Below are 14,055 nucleotides of genomic sequence, written 5' to 3'. Positions count from 1 at the left end.
CGCGGCGGACGCCGCCGCTCGCTCTCCTACGGCGTGACGGCCCGGATCGTGACGGTCTTGGTCGGACTGAACCATGCGACTCCCTCCTGCAGTACGCCGATCTCGACCGTGTAGCGTCCGGGTTTGCGGACTGGTCCGATCGTCATTTCCATGGTCGCCGACTGGCCCGGTTTCAGAGGCTGAGGCAGTTCGGCGCGAAACTCGTTGCGGGGGTCTCCTCCGTCGAGCGAATCGATGCGGGCACCTGCCCGCACGGCGTACATTCCCGATTCGCCGAAGTAGCCGGGCCAGGTCATTCTTCCTCCGTCGTGCGTCACCTGGACCTCGAAGGTGAACGACTCGCCGACGCGCAGCTGCATACCTTCTTCCAGGCCGGACGTCTCGATCTTGGCCGAACGCTCGCCTTCCGGCAACGCCGAGGGGAAGTCCGCCGGTGGCAGCGCATGGCCTGCCTCGTAGATGTCCAGCGCCGCCGACTTCTGGACGAACAGGCCGTAGGGGCGGTAAGGATCGGTCGAGACCAGCCGGAAGCGTTCCGAGGGACGGTTCTGGGTCATCGAGGCGATGATGCCCGGCACGCAGCGCGCGCGATCGACGACGGTGCTCGGGTCGATGCGATCGAACAGCCAGTTCTGGTAGTCGACGGTGTGCCAGCCGTCGACCTCGCGCGCGATGCCGACGCAGATCGGCGTGCCGGTGCTGCGTTCGAAGTCGCGGACGGCGTTGCGCGCCTGCCGGCCCAGTTCGCGCATGTCGTTGGAGGGCAGAGTGGAATCGACGGTGATGAACGTGGCGACGCCGAGATTGATCGCGGCGAACAGCAGTGCGGCGAGCCGCGGCGAGGCGAAGCAGGCGACCGAATAGACGGGGAGGGCGAGCAGGCAGAAATAGAACCCGATCGTCGGCCAGTCGATGCCGCCGGCCAGGATGAACGGGACGTACACGTCGAGTACGTTGATGTGCACCCAGAAGTCTTCCGGCGGGTGCGGCAGCCAATGGAAGGCCAGGCCCATCAGGAAGATCGCGCCCAGGACCCCGACGACCACCCACCAGGCGACCGCCAGTCGGCTTCGATCGATGCGATGCAGCTGGATCAACCCGAGCGCCAGCAGCGGAACGAAGCAGGGCAGGGCGTAGCGGCCGTAGATGATCTGGTCCACGCGATCGGGCGGCGTCAGGTAGACCGCCGTGACCAGAATGCTCGCGGCGAGCGCCGCCAGCATGGCGAGCGACACGAAGGCCGACGGCGCGCATTCGGCATGGCGCTGCCGCCAGGTCGCGAGCGCCTGGTTTCCCGCCTCGCCGGCGGCCAGGACGATGAGTCCGCACGAAGCGATCGCCAGATACAGCGACACGCCGAAGACGGCGAACAGCGCCTGGCCCCAGGTGACGAGCGAGGCGTAGCGGCCAAACACGAAGTCGGCGGAATAGGCGTGCATCTTCGCGCCGGAAGACTTTCCCGCCAGCCATTCGAGCGGGCCGTGCGCGGCGGCGACCACCGCGGCCGCGATCCACAGGCAGAGTACGAGCGGACGCAGGCTGCGCTCGCGCAGACACGGCAGCGACAAGGCGAGCAGCACCGGCGCCGCCATCGTGGCGCCGCGCGGGTGGATCAGGAACAAGGCTCCGGCGAGCGCGCCGCAGAGCACGGCGGCATGGCGCTTTCGCTGCTGCAGCATCGAGGCGCCGAATGCGAGCATCCAGGCGTAGGCCGGAATCAGCGCGTTCTCCGACAGCGCGTTCTGGCTGTTCACCAGCACGGCGATCTGGCAGGTCGCGGCCGCCGCGGCGAGGGCCTGCCAGCCCGGTCCCGCCGCCGGCGCGACGCAGCGCAGGATGCGCCGCAGCGCGAACGGCAGCGAAGCGAGCAGGGCCGCGTTGACGATCAGCGCGTAGTGGAAGACCGCCGAGAAGTCGTCGAACAGCAGGTAGCCCGGCGCCAGCAGCACGCTGTAGCCCGAGTAGTAGCCCGCGCCGAGGCCGCGCATCAGCTTGCCGGCGATCGCGGCGGCGTTGAGCAGATAAGAACCTTCGTCCGCCTGCACCAGCGGTCCGCTCATCGCCAGGCTGACCAGCGCGAGCGTTGCGAACAGCGCGGTGGCGAACACGCGCAGGGCGAAGTCGGCGCGCCTGGCCTCGTCGCTCACGGCGCCGACGTCCGTCGCGGCGACGGTGGTGCCCGCCTCCATCAGCTGCGCAACTCGGGCAGGTCGCGATACAGATCCAGCGCCTGCGGATTGGCGAGTGCGTCGGTGTTCTTCACCGGCAGGCCGTGGATGGTGTCGCGCACGGCGATTTCGGTGATCTTGCCGGAAATCGTGCGCGGGATGTCGGCGATCTGGACGATCTTCGCCGGCACGTGCCGCGGCGTGGTGTTCGCGCGGATCTGCTTGACGATGCGTTCGCGCAGGGCGTCGTCGAGAACCACGCCCTCGCGCAGTCGCACGAACAGGACGACGCGCTCGTCCTCCTGCCAGTGCTGGCCGATCGCGACCGATTCCAGCACTTCGGGGACCTGCTCCACCTGGCGGTAGATTTCCGCCGTGCCGATGCGCACGCCACCGGGATTGAGCGTCGCGTCGGAGCGGCCGTAGATGACGATACCGTCGTGCTCCGTCAGCAGGGCGTGGTCGCCGTGGCACCACACGTTCGGCACGCGCGAGAAATAGGCGTTGCGGTACTTGCTGCCGTCCTCGTCGTTCCAGAAGAACACCGGCATCGACGGGAACGGCGCGGTGCAGGCGAGTTCGCCCTTCTCGCCGCGCACCGGCTTGCCGGCGTCGTCGAGGATTTCGACCTTCATGCCGAGGCCGCGGCACTGCAGCTCGCCGCGGTAGACCGGCAGCAGCGGGCTGCCGAGCGCGAAGCAGGAAATGATGTCGGTGCCGCCGGAGATCGAGGCCAGCAGCATGCGATCCTTGACGTCGCGATAGACGTAGTCGTAGCTCTCCGGCGCCAGCGGCGATCCGGTCGAGAGGATCGTCTTCAGGTGGATGAGCTTGTGCGTCTCGCGCGGCTTCACCCCGGCCTTCTCGATCGCCGACAGCCACTTCGCGCTGGTGCCGAACACGCTGATGCCGACCTCGTCGGCGAGCGTCCACAGCGCGTTGCCGTCCGGGTGCGAAGGCGAGCCGTCGTAGACGACCAGGGTCGCGCCGACCGCCAGGCCCGAGGCGAACCAGTTCCACATCATCCAGCCGCAGGTCGTGTAGTAGAAGAAGCGGTCCTCGCGCTTGAGGTCGGTGTGCAGCACGAGCTCCTTCAGATGCTGGATCAGCGTGCCGCCGGCGCCGTGCACGATGCACTTGGGCACTCCGGTCGTGCCGGACGAGTACATCACGTACACCGGATGATCGAACGGCAGCATCTCGAACTTCGGCGCGTGCTCGCCGTCGCCGCCGAAGTCGGGCCACGCCACGGCGTCGCGCAGGCCGTCCAGCCGCAGCGGATCGCCGCTGTAGGGGATCACCACGACGCGTTCGACGCTCGGCATGCGCTCGATCACGCCGCGGATCTTCTCCAGGCAGTCGAAGCGCTTGCCGCCGTAGCCGTACTGGTCGGCGGTGAACAGCACTTTCGGCGTGATCTGGCCGAAGCGGTCGACCACGCCGTTGATGCCGAAATCCGGCGAGCACGAGGACCAGATCGCCCCGATCGAGGTCGTCGCCAGCATGGCGATGATCGTTTCCGGCAGGTTCGGCAGGAAACCGGCGACGCGATCGCCGACCGTGACGCCGGACTCCCTCAGCCCGTGGGCGACGCGGCCGACTTCCGCGTGCAGCTGCGCATAGGTCAGCTCGCGCTTGTGGCCCCATTCGTTGCGGAACACCATCGCGACGCGGTCGTCCTTGAAGCGCAGCAGGTTCTGCGCGAAGTTCAGGCGGACGTTCGGATACCACTTCGCGCCCGGCATGCGTTCGCGCTCGGCGAGCACCGGCTCGTGCTCGCCCTGCGCGCGGATGCCGCAGAACTCCCACACCAGCGACCAGAAGCGTTCCGGATGGCGGATCGAGAATTCATACAGCGGCGAATAGCGCTGTATGTCCTCGTCGCCCGTGCTCTCGCGCACGAAGCGCATGAAACGGTTCAGATTCGCACGCTCGATGCGTTCCGTGCCGGGTTCCCAGATCGGTTTGGTCATGGTCGGGTCGAAAAAGTCGATGGGATCGATGGGCAGGCCGTCCGGGCATGCGTGCGGTACCCCGGGCGAGCCGGACCGGCGAAACGGCAGTGCCGCTGTTTCGCCGAGCCATTCGACGCATCGCGCCCCGCCCGCGGAGAGCGGGAATTATCGAGCATGCGCTGGGCGCCCGCCAGTTCGGAGCGCACAAACGAGAACGCCGGCACGAGGCCGGCGTTCCAGTGGCGTGTGACGGATTGCTCCGAATCAGCCGATCAGCAAGTCCTTTTCCTTCTTGCCGGCGGTCAGGGCCGCATGGAACCAGCGCGGCCGCTTGCCGCGGCCGCTCCAGGTCTGGGTCGGATCGGCCGGATTGCGGTATTTCGGCTTGACCTTGCCGCGTGCCTTGCCGCGAGCCGCGCCGCCGGAACGTCCGAGTACCTCGTCGAGCCCGAATCCTTCGGCCTTGACCAGCGCGTTGATCTTCTCGCGCAGTTTGGTGGCCTTTTCCTTGACCAGTTCGTCCTGGCGCGCACGCGCGCGCGCGATCAGATCGGAAAGCTGATTATGGTTCAGGGATTTGAGATCGATCGCCATGCCGGTGTTACCTCTCGATTATCGGTGAAGTAGCAATGGAATCCTTCGGAGCCGGAGCATTCGCAATTCCAGCCGAATGGACCAATTCTCGCATTCCTAGCCCGGAATTACGCCATGCCGAATGGCACATGCGCCGGGCGGGCGGAATTTTAACCGTGTCGCCGCGGGATTCCAATATTGAAACGCGCGTTTCTTGCGTCCGGCATTAGCAATCAGCTCAAACGGCGCAGCAATTCCTCGCGGTCGAGGGCGTGATTTTCGCTCTCGTTGCGGCGGCGATATTCGAACGTGCCGGCGGACAGGCCGCGTTCGCTGACCACCACGCGGTGCGGAATGCCGATCAGTTCCATGTCGGCGAACATCGGCCCCGGTCGCAGTCCACGGTCGTCGAGCAGGGTTTCGATACCCGCCGCATTCAATTCCGCATACAGCCGTTCCGCTTCTTCGCGCACCTGCGCATTCTGCTGTGCGCCGATCGGGCAGATCGCCACGCGCCACGGCGCCATCGGCTCGGGCCAGACGATGCCGTTGTCGTCGTGATTCTGTTCGATCGCGGCGGCGACGATTCGGCTGACGCCGATGCCGTAGCAGCCCATCTGCATGACCTGCGCCTTGCCGCCGTCGTCGAGCACGGTCGCGCCCATCGCCTGGGCGTACTGGGAGCCGAGCTGGAACACGTGTCCGACCTCGATGCCGCGGGCGATCCGCAACGTGCCGTGGCCGTCCGGCGAGGCGTCTCCCTCGACGACCTTGCGCAGGTCGGCCACGCGCGTGACGCGTGCGTCGCGCTCCCAGTTCGCGCCGCGGAAATGGCTGCCGTCCTGGTTGCCGCCGCAGACGAAATCGGCGAGCGCGGCCGCGCTGCGGTCGACGATCACCGGAATCGAATCGGGCAGGCCCGCCGGACCGATGAAGCCGGGGCGCGTGCCGGTGACCCGCACGATCTCGGCTTCGTCGGCGAGCACCGAGGCGCCCGGCAGCTCGGCCAGCTTGGCGGCCTTGACCTCGTTGATCTCGTGGTCGCCGCGCACGCACAGCGCGACGAGACCGTCGACGCCGCGCACGAGCATCGTCTTGACGCACTGCTCCGGCTTCACGCCGAGGAAGGCCGACACGTCCTCGATGGTCTTCTGCGTCGGCGTGGCGACGCGCTCGAGCGCCTGCGAGGGGGCCGGGCGCGTGGCGGCCGGCGCGAGCGCCTCGGCCATCTCGACGTTCGCCGCGTACTCGGATTCGCTGGAGAAGGCGATCGCGTCCTCGCCCGAATCGGCGAGCACCTGGAATTCGTGGCTGGCGTTGCCGCCGATCGCGCCGGTGTCCGCCTGCACCGCGCGGAAGCGCAGCCCCAGACGCGTGAAGATGCGCCCGTAGGCGTCGTACATGTTGCGGTATTCGCGTTCCAGGCAATCGGAATCCAGATGGAACGAATACGCGTCCTTCATCAGGAATTCGCGTGCGCGCATGACGCCGAAACGCGGCCGGATCTCGTCGCGGAACTTGGTCTGGATCTGATAGAAATTGACCGGCAGTTGCTTGTAGCTCTTCAGCTCGTTGCGCGCGAAATCGGTAACGACTTCCTCGTGCGTCGGGCCGTAGCAATAGCCGGCTTCCTTGCGATCCCTGATCTTCAGCAGCTGGCCGCCGAATTTCTCCCAGCGACCGGTTTCCTCCCACAGCTCCTTCGGCTGGATCGACGGCATCAGCAATTCGATCGCGCCGGCGCGGTTCATTTCCTCGCGCACCACGGCCTGCACCTTGCTCAATACACGCAGGCCGAGCGGGGACCAGGTGTAGATGCCGGCGGCCAGCTTGCGGATCATGCCCGTCCTGAGCATCAGCCGATGACTGGCGATTTCCGCGTCCGCGGGAACTTCCTTGACGGTGGCGAGATGGAAGCGGGAGAGGCGCATGGGGTTCCAAAACGAATACGGAACCCGGGATTCTAGCAGCGCGACGGCATTGGCTGCGCCCGCGGCGCAATGAAAATCGCGGGCGAAAGCGCCCGGACGGCGGGCGGCCCGCTCAGTGCGCGGTGCAGAACAGCTTGATCTGCTGATTGGACTTGTCGATCTGCGCCTGGTGCTCTTTGGCGGCTTCCGGATCGGCCGGATTGCCGTCGGCGTCCAGCGGCAGTTTCTGCGCCTGGACGATGTCCAGATTTTTACGCGCAACGTCGCAATTGCGCTTGATGTCTTCCGGCGAATAGCCGGCCGCTGCGGCGAGCGCGGGACCGGCGTCCTTGTCGGCGGGTTTCTGCGCGTCTTCGGTCGCGGTGGTGGTGACCCCGCCCTGGACCTTCAGCTTCTTCGCCTTGGCCACGTTCGGCGGCGGCGGCGAATCGGAAAAATGCTTGACGCCGTTTGCGTCCGTCCACGAATACATTTCCGCGGCGCCGGCGGATGCGGAAACGGCGAGCAATGCGAGCATCAGCCGGAAGCGTTTCATCGGGGACCCCCTTGCCGGCGCCAGGGGCAGCGCCTTGCGGGCGACTGGATAGCACCAGAAGCCCGGCGGCACAAGGGAAGGTGGGGTAAATTCGTGCGCAGTTTGCAAAATGGTGCCTTGTGGCGGAAGCGGCGCGAACGGACGGCGGCGCCGGCGTCACCGGCCGGGCCCGTCGCGGCGTCCGCGGCGGCGTCGTGCGAGCGGGATCGGCGGGGATCACGGTACACTCCTTGCGGCCGTCCAACGTCCCTCATCGCCGGGCATTCCGATCCAATGCCGCAGACCGACACCGTCGAAACCCACAACGGCGCGCGCAAGCCGCCGCGCGGCATCTACCTGCTGCCGAACCTGTTCACGACGGCGGCGATGTTCGCCGGCTTCTACGCCATCGTCGCGGCGATCGGCGGGCGCTACACCGAGGCCGCGATCGCGGTGTTCGTCGCCGGCGTGCTCGACGGCCTCGACGGCCGCGTCGCGCGCCTCACCGGCACGCAGAGCGAGTTCGGCGTGCAGTACGACTCGCTGTCGGACCTGGTCAGCTTCGGCCTCGCGCCGTCGCTGGTGCTCTACACCTGGTCGCTGTCGGCGCTGAAGGCCTACGGCTCGGGCTGGGGCAAGCTCGGTTGGGCCGCGGCCTTCATCTACGCCGCCTGCGCGGCGCTGCGGCTGGCCCGCTTCAACACCCAGGTCGGCGTCGCCGACAAGCGCTATTTCCAGGGTCTGGCCAGCCCGGCCGCGGCCGGGCTGTGCATGTCCTTCGTCTGGGCGATCGAGGACAAGGGCCTGTTCGGCCTCGACGCCAACGACGTGGATTTCGTCACGCCGGTGGTGGCCATCGTCGCCGGCCTGCTGATGGTCAGCCGTTTCCGCTATTTCAGCTTCAAGGCCGGCCCGAAATCCGATCGCGTGCCCTTCATCTGGATTCCGATCGCGATGCTGATCCTGGTCGCGCTCGCGGTCGACACGCCGCGCGTGCTGTTCGCGATCGCGGTGCTGTACGTCCTGTCGGGCCCGATCCTGACCCTGTGGGGCCTGCGCCAGAAGCGCAGCAGCCGCCGCGCGCTGCGCGAAGCCGGCCGGACCGACGAATGAACGCCGCGCACGCGCTGCCGTCCTCGCCCGCGTCCGCGCGGGCGGATGGCGCGCCGGCGCGCGCGCCCGCCGCGGAAGCCCTGGCCTTCCTGGCCGAACTGTCGCAGGCGCTGGCGGTTTCGCTGGACCTGCGCCGCACCGTCACCGAATCGGTCCATCGCGTGGTCGATTTCACGCAGGTCGAGGCGGCGGCGCTGTTCCTGCTCGACGATCCGGCCGACGTGCCGGCGGCCGAGCGCATGCTCGAATGCAAGCTGTGCATCGGCCCGGTCGACCTGGCCGGAACGCGCCTCGCGGTCGGACACGGCGTCGCCGGGAGGTCGGTGGCCGACAACGCCACGCGCGTGGTGTCCGACGTCGCCGCGGACGCCTCGATCTGGCACGCGGCGGGCGACCGCTTCATCGCGCACAGCCTGGTCTGCGTGCCGCTGCGCACCGCCGCCGGCCCGATCGGCGCGCTGGAGATCGTCAACCGCCGCGACGGCGAACCGCTGTCCATGCTCGACGCGGAACTGCTCGATGCGATCGCGGTACCGATCGCGCTGGCGATCAGCAATGCGCGGCAGGCGCAGGCCCTGCTCGAGCAGCAGCGCCTGAAGCGCGAGTTCGACCTCGCCCGGCGCCTGCAGAAATCGCTGCTGCCCAAGCGCCGCCGCGACGCCTTTCCGATCGTCGGCCTGAACCGCCCGGCGCACGAGATCTCGGGCGACTTCTACGACTATTTCGAGTTGCCCGACGGCCGCATCGGCTTCGTCGTCGGCGACGTCTCCGGCAAGGGCCTGGACGCCGCCTTGCTGATGGTGCGCGCGGCCAGCCTGCTGCGCTGGGCCGGCAAGGACGGCCTGGCGCCGTCGGCCTGGCTCGCGCGTGCCAACGACGAGCTGTGCGAGACCACCCAGGACGGGCGGTTCGTCTGCGCGCTGGTCGGCTACTGCGACCGCGCCGCGCGCCACGTCCGCTTCGCCGGCGCCGGCTTCCCGCCGGTGCTGCTGCGCCGCGCGGCGGCGTTCTCCGACTATCCGTCGGAAGGTCCGCCGCTGGGGATCCTGCGCGGCGTCACGTTCGGCGAGCACGCGATCGAGCTCGACGGCGGCACCCTGTTCGCGTTCTCCGACGGCGCCACCGACGTGCGCGACACGAGCGGCCGGCCGATCGGCCACGCCGGCGTGCGGGCGCTGATCGAGCGGCACGCCGCCGGTTCGGCCGAGACGCGCCTGCGCAGCCTGTTCTCCGAACTGCGGCGGCTGCGCCTGGTCGACGACACCACCGTGCTGATGATCGAGGCGCCGCGTGCGGAAGCGCCGGAGGTCCTGCTCGAGCATCGCGTGCACGCCGCCGCGGAGGAACTGCGCCACCTGCGCGCCGCACTGCGCGGCGCGCTGGAGGCGAACGGCGTCGAAGCGGGCCTGCGCCAGCGCCTGGTGCTGGCCGTCGACGAAGCCTGCACCAACATCATCCGCCACGCCTACGGGACGCAGTGCAGCGGCGACATCGCCCTGCGCGTGCTGCGCGAAGGCGCGTGGCTGAGCTTCGAACTGACCGACGCCGCGCCGTGCGTCGATCCGGACACGATCAAGCCGCAGCCGTTCGACGATTGCCGCTGCGGCGGACTCGGCGTCGCCCTGATCGATCACGTGATGGACGAGTGGCGCATCGAGCCGATGCGCGAAGGCCGCGGCAACCGGCTGATCCTGCGCAAGCGCCTGGAGGAGGCCAGCCAGACATGAGCGCCGTACCGAACATCGTCGCCCGGGAAGATCGCGACGGTTACGTGCTGATCCGCCTCAGCGGTGAAGTGGACCTGTCCTGGTCGGCCGAAGTGCGCCGCGCCGTGCTCGACGCGCTGGCCGTCGGCCATCCGGTGGGCATCGACCTCTCCGCGGTCAGCTACATCGATTCGTCCGGCATCGCGGCGCTGGTGGAAGGATTCCAGAACGCGCGCACGCGCAGCGGGCGTTTCGTGCTCGTCGCCGTCAGCGACGCGGTGCGCGCGGTGCTCGAGCTGGCCCGGCTCGACCGCGTGTTCGTGCTGGTGCCGAGCGTCGACGCGGTCGTCGCGTGAACGCGCTGGCCGGCCTCGGGCGTGTCACGCTGGAGGCGGTCGGCGGCGTCGGCTACGCGGCCACGCTGCTGTTCGAGGCGCTGTACTACGCGGCGTTCGGCTGGCGCATCGGCCAGCCGCTGCGGCTGGCGCCGGTGGTGCGCCAGATGCGCGAGATCGGCGTCGACGCGCTGCCGATCGTGGCCCTGCTCGGCTTCACCGTGGGCCTGATGCTCGGCATCCAGTTCATCGCCTCGCTGAGCGAATTCGGCGCGCAGTCGCAGGTCGTGCTGGCCGTGGCAAAATCCGTCACGCGCGAGTTCGGCGCGCTGATCACCGCGATCCTCGTCGCCGGCCGCTCGGGATCCGCGCTGGCGGCGCGCATCGGCTCGATGTCGGTCTCGCAGGAGGTCGACGCCCTCGCCGTGACCGGCATCGATCCGGTGCGCTATCTCGTCGCGCCGGCCCTGCTCGCGATGCTGGTCATGCTGCCGGTGCTCACGGTCGTCGCCGACGCGGCCGCGATCCTCGGCGCCGCGCTGTACAGCGCGCCGGCGCTGGACGTGACGCCGTCCGCCTACCTGCTGCACACGATGTCGCTGCTGTCGCCCGGTGACCTCTGGCAGGGCCTGTCCAAGAGCCTGGTGTTCGCCGTGCTGATCACGCTGATCGGCGTCAGCACCGGATTCTCGGTCAGCGGCGGCGCCGAAGGCGTCGGCCGCGCGACCACGCGCGCAGTGGTGCTGTCGATCTGCTGGATCATCGTGGTGGACATGGTGTTTTCGTTCTTTCTCAACCGCTAGTTAGCCATGGATCTGATCCCTACATCGAGCAAGCAGAAGCTGCCGGTCGGTTTTTCGTATCCGATCGGAGCTGAGCGAATTTCTTCTGCGGTGCGGGACGTTCCTCAGTTTGGCCTATTCCAACTTTTCTTCAGTTGGCGCGACGAGTTCTGGGCGTCGCGATATGCAACGAAGATGAAGTCGAACGGCGCCGTTGAGGTGCTGGTTGTGGAGAAGACGACGATCTGGCCGGATTGGAGTTTTCGAATCCACGCTGTGCCGAGTGCTCATGCATTGCGCGCTCGTTCTGGTCTTGATGTCGCCCTGCCTCAGTTGCGAGAAGCGTTGTTGGAGGTAGAGGCGGAATCGAATTGGTTTCGTTTTGTTGTTGCTTATGATCTCGCTCGGGCAAAGGTCGCCGTTCAATGGGCGCATTAGCAACACTCATCGAAGTCGAGCAGCTGGAGGCCTGGTACGGCCGCCGCCGCGTGCTGCACGGCGTCGACTTCTCGGTGCGCGCCGGCGAGATCCGCGTGATCATGGGCGGCTCGGGCTCCGGCAAGAGCACGCTGCTGCGCCATCTGCTCGGCCTGCAGCGGCCGGTGTCGGGCACGGTGAAGCTGTTCGGCGTCGATCTCGGCCGCGCCGGCGAGCGCGAGCTGCAGGACGTGCGCAAGCGCATCGGCGTGTCGTTCCAGGGCGGCGCGCTGCTGACCTCGCTGACGGTCGGCGAGAACGTGGCGCTGCCGCTGCGCGAGCACACGCAGCTGGACGAGTCGACCATCCGCATCATGAGCCGGCTCAAGCTCGAGGTGGTCAATCTCGGCGGCTTCCAGGACCTGATGCCGAGCCAGCTGTCGGGCGGCATGGTCAAGCGCGCCGCGCTGGCCCGCGCGATCGCGATGGATCCGCGGCTGCTGTTCTTCGACGAGCCATCGGCCGGGCTGGATCCGGTCGTGTCGGCCGAGCTGGACGAGCTGATCCTGCGCCTGCGCGACGCCCTGCGCATGACCATCGTGGTCGTCACGCACGAGCTGGAGAGCGCGTTCAAGATCGCCGACACGATCACCGTGCTGGATGCCGGTGAGATCCTGATGACCGGACCGGTGGCGGCCGTGCGCGCCTCGCCGAACGAGCGCATCCAGGACCTGCTCAACCGCCGTCCGCGCGAGATACCGGTCGACGCCGACGCCTACCTGCGGCGGCTCACCGAGGAAGAAGCCTGATAGAGTTTCGTGGCAGGGGCGGTCCGAGGCTGGATGTGAGACGCGACTCGATCAACTACGTCCTCGTCGGCGCCGTGGTGCTGGCGGCGCTGGCGCTGCTGCTGGTCGGCCTGGCCCTGATCACCGGGCGCGGCGTGGCGACCAGCGGCTACGTCGTGCGCTATCGCGACGTCAGCGGGCTGCGCTACGGCGCGCCGGTGTTCTACCAGGGCTATCGCATCGGCCAGGTCGGCGAGGTCACGCCCGAGCGCGGCACCGGCGGCACGCGCTACCGCGTCGAGCTGGCGCTGCGCCGCGACTGGCCGATCCCCAGCGACAGCGTGGCGCGCCTGCAGTCGAGCGGGCTGCTCGCCGACGTCTCGATCGGCATCCGCGAGGGCGCCAGCCGCGACGCGCTCGCGCCGGGCGGGGAGCTGCGCGGCGAGGAAGGCGGCAACGTGTTCGCCGCGATGAACGAACTGGCCGGCGAGATCAGCGCGCTGACGCGCACGCAGATCTCGCCGCTGATCCAGACCCTGTCGCAGCGCGTGGACTCGATCACCGGCGCGATCGACCAGCGCACGCCGCAGATCCTGGAGCAGGCGCAGGCGCTGCTCGACCGCGCGAACCGCGCCTCGGACGCGCTCAACGACGTGCTCAAGCCGGAGAACCGTGCCGCGCTGGCGAGCACCCTGGCCGACACCAGCCGGCTCGCCGGCGAGCTGCGCCGCACGCGCGAGACGCTGGACCGCGCGCTCGGCGACATCGCCGGCATCGCCAAGGACAACCGCACCGACCTGCGCCGCTCGGTGCAGGACCTCGCCGGCGCGCTGGAAGCGCTCTCCAGCCGCATGGACGTGATCATGCATCACCTGGAATCGGCCAGCCGCTACGTCAACGAGTTCAGCCGCGAGATCCGCAAGCACCCGAACCGGCTGATCATCGCCCCGAAGGCGGACCAGATCGACGAGGAGCCGCGATGAGAAAGCGCTGGATCGCGTTGCTCGGATGGGCGGCCCTGCTCGGCGCGTGCAGCGCGCCGACGGTGCCGGATTTCACCTACTACCGCCTGCCGCGTCCGCAGCCGCTGCCGGCCGATCCGGCGCCGCTGTTCAGCCAGGCGCTGGTGGTCGAGCTGTTCGGCGCCGAAGGCGTGTACGCGGACCAGGCGCTGATCTACGCGCTCGATCCGGGCGCGCAGGAACTGCGCCAGTACCACTACCAGATGTGGACCGATTCGCCGTCGCACATCCTGCAGCGGCGCCTGATCGGCCTGCTGCGCGACGCCGGCGTCGCCGCGCGGGTGACCGACGAGCTGCCGGCCAGTGCGCAGGCGGCGCGCGTGCGCGGCGCGATCCTGCGCTTGGACCGCGTGCCGACCGCGGACGGCGGATATCATGCGGTGATCGGGCTGCGCCTGCGCGCCGACGCGGGCGACGGCACGCCGCTGCTCGACGAGTATTATCGGGCCGAGCGGCCGGCGGCGGGGCGCGACCTGAAGGCCACGGTCGACGCCTACGGCGCCGCGCTCGACGAGATCTTCGCGAAATTCCACAACGACCTGCGCCGCGGAAGCACGCATGCTGGATGAAGGAAGCCTGGCCCGGCTCACCGAAATGGGCATCGACGTCTACCTGCCGCGCGTGCGCGGCGAGCCGCCGCGTGCGCAGGTGCCGGAGCACGCGTCCGCGCCGCCGGTCGTCGCAGCCGCGGCCGCCGACGCGGCGGTGCGCGGCGGCGTCGTCCTGGTCGCGCCGGCGGCGCCGCCGAAGC

Annotated in this window: 14 protein-coding genes; 9 read left to right on the top strand and 5 right to left on the bottom strand. The window is 68.7% G+C overall.

What is annotated here, in order from left to right:
- Window positions 1-26 precede the first annotated feature (26 nt).
- The 5 genes from ACFO6Q_RS10565 to ACFO6Q_RS10545 all read right to left on the bottom strand — a co-directional run bounded on the left by ACFO6Q_RS10565 (window position 27) and on the right by ACFO6Q_RS10545 (window position 7,270).
- Complete coding sequence (locus tag ACFO6Q_RS10565; protein ID WP_380020771.1) at window positions 27-2,189, bottom strand: hypothetical protein; 2,163 nt, start codon at window positions 2,187-2,189, stop codon at window positions 27-29.
- Window positions 2,189-4,141, bottom strand: coding sequence for an acetoacetate--CoA ligase (locus ACFO6Q_RS10560; RefSeq protein WP_380020769.1), 1,953 nt, complete (start codon window positions 4,139-4,141; stop codon window positions 2,189-2,191). Before ACFO6Q_RS10560 ends, ACFO6Q_RS10565 begins: the two co-directional genes overlap by 1 nt.
- Before the next feature lie 246 nt (window positions 4,142-4,387).
- Window positions 4,388-4,717: an H-NS histone family protein gene (locus ACFO6Q_RS10555; protein WP_380020766.1), complete on the bottom strand. Its 330-nt coding sequence runs from the start codon at window positions 4,715-4,717 to the stop codon at window positions 4,388-4,390.
- Between the two features lie 212 nt (window positions 4,718-4,929).
- Window positions 4,930-6,627, bottom strand: coding sequence for a proline--tRNA ligase (locus ACFO6Q_RS10550; protein ID WP_380020763.1), 1,698 nt, complete (start codon window positions 6,625-6,627; stop codon window positions 4,930-4,932).
- 112 nt (window positions 6,628-6,739) lie between these two features.
- Window positions 6,740-7,270: a DUF4124 domain-containing protein gene (locus ACFO6Q_RS10545; RefSeq protein WP_380020761.1), complete on the bottom strand. Its 531-nt coding sequence runs from the start codon at window positions 7,268-7,270 to the stop codon at window positions 6,740-6,742.
- Between the two features lie 165 nt (window positions 7,271-7,435).
- Between ACFO6Q_RS10545 and ACFO6Q_RS10540 the strand changes: the two genes are divergently transcribed.
- The 9 genes from ACFO6Q_RS10540 to ACFO6Q_RS10500 all read left to right on the top strand — a co-directional run.
- Window positions 7,436-8,254 carry a CDP-alcohol phosphatidyltransferase family protein gene (locus ACFO6Q_RS10540; protein WP_380020759.1) on the top strand — a complete coding sequence of 273 codons (819 nt, stop codon included), beginning with the start codon at window positions 7,436-7,438 and terminating at the stop codon, window positions 8,252-8,254.
- A complete protein-coding gene (locus ACFO6Q_RS10535; RefSeq protein WP_380020757.1) occupies window positions 8,251-9,981 on the top strand; it encodes an ATP-binding SpoIIE family protein phosphatase in 1,731 nt (576 codons plus the stop codon). The genes ACFO6Q_RS10540 and ACFO6Q_RS10535 overlap by 4 nt, the downstream gene beginning before the upstream one ends.
- Window positions 9,978-10,316 (top strand): STAS domain-containing protein, encoded by a 339-nt coding sequence (locus ACFO6Q_RS10530; RefSeq protein ID WP_380020755.1) that lies wholly within the window; start codon window positions 9,978-9,980, stop codon window positions 10,314-10,316. The genes ACFO6Q_RS10535 and ACFO6Q_RS10530 overlap by 4 nt, the downstream gene beginning before the upstream one ends.
- Entirely contained in the window at window positions 10,313-11,098 is a 786-nt protein-coding gene (locus ACFO6Q_RS10525) for an MlaE family ABC transporter permease (protein ID WP_380020752.1), read from the top strand. The genes ACFO6Q_RS10530 and ACFO6Q_RS10525 overlap by 4 nt, the downstream gene beginning before the upstream one ends.
- Before the next feature lie 6 nt (window positions 11,099-11,104).
- Complete coding sequence (locus ACFO6Q_RS10520) at window positions 11,105-11,515, top strand: hypothetical protein (RefSeq protein ID WP_380020750.1); 411 nt, start codon at window positions 11,105-11,107, stop codon at window positions 11,513-11,515.
- The gene (locus ACFO6Q_RS10515) at window positions 11,503-12,303 is read left to right on the top strand and encodes an ABC transporter ATP-binding protein (RefSeq protein WP_380020748.1); all 801 of its coding nucleotides are present in this window, start codon (window positions 11,503-11,505) and stop codon (window positions 12,301-12,303) included. The genes ACFO6Q_RS10520 and ACFO6Q_RS10515 overlap by 13 nt, the downstream gene beginning before the upstream one ends.
- A gap of 35 nt (window positions 12,304-12,338) precedes the next feature.
- On the top strand, window positions 12,339-13,265 hold the full coding sequence (locus tag ACFO6Q_RS10510) for an MlaD family protein (protein WP_380020746.1): 927 nt from the start codon (window positions 12,339-12,341) through the stop codon (window positions 13,263-13,265).
- The gene (locus tag ACFO6Q_RS10505; RefSeq protein ID WP_380020743.1) at window positions 13,262-13,873 is read left to right on the top strand and encodes an ABC-type transport auxiliary lipoprotein family protein; all 612 of its coding nucleotides are present in this window, start codon (window positions 13,262-13,264) and stop codon (window positions 13,871-13,873) included. Before ACFO6Q_RS10510 ends, ACFO6Q_RS10505 begins: the two co-directional genes overlap by 4 nt.
- Window positions 13,863-14,055: hypothetical protein (locus ACFO6Q_RS10500; RefSeq protein ID WP_380020742.1), on the top strand; the 193-nt coding region annotated here is incomplete at its 3' end. The genes ACFO6Q_RS10505 and ACFO6Q_RS10500, both read left to right, overlap by 11 nt.

The organism is Dokdonella ginsengisoli (assembly GCF_042652785.1).
Taxonomy (GTDB): Bacteria; Pseudomonadota; Gammaproteobacteria; order Xanthomonadales; family Rhodanobacteraceae; genus Dokdonella_A; species Dokdonella_A ginsengisoli.
The sequence above is the reverse complement of the archived record's forward strand: the minus strand, read 5'-3'. Positions and strand labels throughout refer to the sequence as shown.